The organism is Hymenobacter agri, assembly GCF_054778495.1.
Window position 1 is genome coordinate 1 of record NZ_BAAGZM010000538.1, and the last position, 2951, is coordinate 2951.

Sequence of the window (2951 nt, forward strand, 5' to 3'; positions counted from 1 at the left end):
CCGCCACCTGGCGCGCGTGGTGGCGGCAGAAGCGGCGGCATCTTTCGGCGGGCCGGGCCTACCGGTTGGCCGACCGGCTGCGCATTGGTACCTTCGTGCTGGCCAATACGTTGTTCTATTTAAGCGGCGTTGTGCTAGTTTTTTCGCCAAACAATTGGGTACCTTTGGCGGTGGTATGGGTTCTGCGAACTTTGTTCGTCAGCGCCGTGTATGCCCGCCTGAGCCGCCGCCTCGACCAGCCCGTAACCGTCGGGCTGCTGCCGGTACTCGATGTGGCCTACTTTGTTCACTACCTGGCCCTGGGAATCTCGCTTTTCCTCAACCGCACCCTTCGATGGAAATAAACAACCAAGACATTCAAAAGCAGTTTTCAGCCAAAGCCAAGCACGACTTTAAGCTGATTCGCGCCGCTGTGGACCACGGCGACGAGAAGGCCTACGCCGAGCTGATGCAGATTTACAAGAAGCCGGTATACCACGTGGTGCTCAAGATGGTGCGCAACCAGGACGACGCCGAGGACCTCACCATCGAGGCCTTCGCCAAGGCCTTCCGCAACCTGCACAAGTTCAACCCGGAGTATGCGTTCAGTACCTGGCTGTTCCGCATCGCCACCAACAACTGCATTGATTTTATCCGCAAGAATAAAATCAAAACCATGTCGATTGACTCGGCCATCAAGGTCGATAACGGCGACGAAATCACCATCGATTTCCGCGACAACGACCTGAACCCGGCCGAGCACGCCGTGCGCAACCAGAAAATCGAAATCATGCGCCACGTGGTGTCGCGCCTGCCCGACAAGTACCAGCGCCTCGTGAGCCTGCGCTACTTCGACGAGCTCAGCTACGAGGAAATCGCCACCGAACTCAAAGCCCCGCTCGGCACTGTGAAAGCCCAGCTGCACCGCGCCCGCGAGTTGCTCTATGACATGGTGAAGCACACCAAGCAGATTATTTAATCGTGAAAAGCCCCGGCGCAAGTCGGGGCTTTTTTATTTTTGAACCGTTAGGGCTGAAGTGACCGGATACCAATTTCACGGTGCTTGTTGGGTATAGTCCTGCTCCACGGATTGGAGATTCGGAGGCCGAGGCTTGTGTTTCGACCATTTCCGACGGCAACGAAGTCGCCTTTTGCTTGGTCGGAAAGAAATGAATTGCCGATGATGCGGATGTGGGTAAATGCCTTCGCAGTTTGCCGCGCCTGTCCATTCGAATCAAAAAAATAACGCTCAAGGACTGCGGAAACCTTACCGTCATTCACTTGTATGGTGAGGGATGATTCATTCTCGGAAAAGCCGAAATGATAGGAACCCGCATAAGCTCGGGGCGACGCAACAAGCCACTTGCGAATCTGCTTTTCCGGCACGGTTTCCAGACCAATTACCGATTGGGCAAAACAGGGCGCTGCTGCGAGCAAAAAGCAGTAAAATAGATTGATGGGCTTCATTCGGCAGATTCGGTATTATATGCGCTAAAGCTACAATCGAAAGCAAGACTCGCTCATTCAACCATAATAAAAGCGCAGCCGAAATGCGCATGGATGCAAACATGGCTTGCACCTTTGCACCCATGAACCTCCTGCAGCACCACTTCCCATCGCTCACGCCCCAGCAGCTCCGGCTTTTCGCGCAGCTCGAAACTGAGTTTCGGGCCACCAACGAAGCCATCAACCTCGTGTCGCGCACCGACATGGATAATTTTGTGGAGCGCCACGTGCTGCACTCGCTGGGCATTGCCAAAGTGGTGCAGTTTTCCAACGGCAGCGCCGTGCTCGACGTGGGCACCGGCGGCGGCCTGCCGGGCCTGCCGCTGGCCATCATGTTCCCCGAAGTGCATTTTCACCTCGTCGACAGCATTGGCAAGAAAATCCGGGCCGTGCAGTTCATGGCCGCCACGCTGGGCCTGCACAACGTAACCGCCGAGCAAACCCGCGCTGAGCAGGTGCGCCAGAAATTCGACTACGTGGTAAGCCGCGCCGTGGCCCGCCTCGCCACCTTCCACCCCTGGATTGCCCACCGCTTCAAGCCCCAGGGCGCGCCCGGGGCCGGCCTCTACTACCTCAAAGGCGGCGACCTCACCGAGGAAATCGCCGAATCGGGCCTGAAAGCCCGGGTAACGGATTTGAGCAGCTTCTATCCCGAGGAATTCTTCGAAACCAAGAAGGTGGTATTCGTACCGGCGAAGTAGGGCGAATCTGCCATCCTGAGTATTCTGCGATTAAAGCAGAATACTCAGGATGACAGGTGGGTCCCGAATTAGCGCGGTACTTCCGCCGTGAGAAATTCCACTGCCCGCCGCTCCGAGTAATACTCCCCATTGCTTTCTGCAAAGCCCACGTGCCCGCCATCAGGCGGCGTTTCGAGAAAAACGTAGGGCGAACTGGCCGCTACCTCGCGCGGGTAGCACGAGGCGGGCAGAAACGGGTCGTTCTGGGCATTCACCAGCAGTGTCGGTATCCGAATACCGCTGAGGTAGCGGCCGGAACTGGCGTACCGGTAGTAGGCATCGGCCGAGTCGAAGCCGTGCATGGGTGCGGTATATTTGTCGTCGAACTGCGGGAAGTTGCGCAGTTCCTCTAGGCCCCGCAAATCAACCTGCTCCGGCATCAGCGCTGCTTTATCGCGGATTTTCTGGCGCAGCGACTTCAGGAAGCGCCGCATGTACACCTGGTTTTGCGGGCGGCCAATGTGCTCGGAGCTGGCTTTTAGGTCGGTGGGCACCGAGAACACGGCGGCGCGCTGCACTTCGGCCGGCACGCGGGCCACGTCTTCGCCCAGATATTTCAGCGTGACGTTGCCGCCGGCCGAAAAGCCCAGCAGGTAGGCGCGGCGGTAGCGGCCGGTGGCCAGCGCATGGCGCAGCACGCGGTCCAGGTCTTCGGTGTCGCCGAGGTGGTAGGAGCGGAGCAGGCGGTTCATCTCACCGCCGCAGCTGCGGTAGTTCCAGGCCAGC

The 2951-nt window shown here is 58.2% G+C and carries 4 protein-coding genes and 1 pseudogene; 3 read left to right on the forward strand and 2 right to left on the reverse strand.

What is annotated here, in order from left to right; translation table 11 throughout:
* Positions 1–344, forward strand: a pseudogene (locus ACYVDE_RS18950) (hypothetical protein); the annotation flags it as partial.
* Entirely contained in the window at positions 335–958 is a 624-nt protein-coding gene (locus ACYVDE_RS18955; RefSeq protein WP_354585778.1) for an RNA polymerase sigma factor, read from the forward strand. The pseudogene ACYVDE_RS18950 and the gene ACYVDE_RS18955, both read left to right, overlap by 10 nt.
* A 47-nt stretch (positions 959–1005) precedes the next feature.
* On the opposite strand, the gene ACYVDE_RS18960 is transcribed toward ACYVDE_RS18955, so the two are convergent.
* Complete coding sequence (locus tag ACYVDE_RS18960) at positions 1006–1446, reverse strand: hypothetical protein (protein ID WP_460503108.1); 441 nt, start codon at positions 1444–1446, stop codon at positions 1006–1008.
* A gap of 122 nt (positions 1447–1568) precedes the next feature.
* On the opposite strand from ACYVDE_RS18960, the gene rsmG reads away from it, so the two are divergent.
* Positions 1569–2186 carry a 16S rRNA (guanine(527)-N(7))-methyltransferase RsmG gene (rsmG, locus tag ACYVDE_RS18965; protein ID WP_460503109.1) on the forward strand — a complete coding sequence of 206 codons (618 nt, stop codon included), beginning with the start codon at positions 1569–1571 and terminating at the stop codon, positions 2184–2186.
* Between the two features lie 68 nt (positions 2187–2254).
* Here rsmG and ACYVDE_RS18970 read toward each other — a convergent pair.
* Positions 2255–2951, reverse strand: a 697-nt coding sequence (locus ACYVDE_RS18970; RefSeq protein WP_460503110.1) for a YheT family hydrolase, incomplete at its 5' end; no start/stop codon positions are given.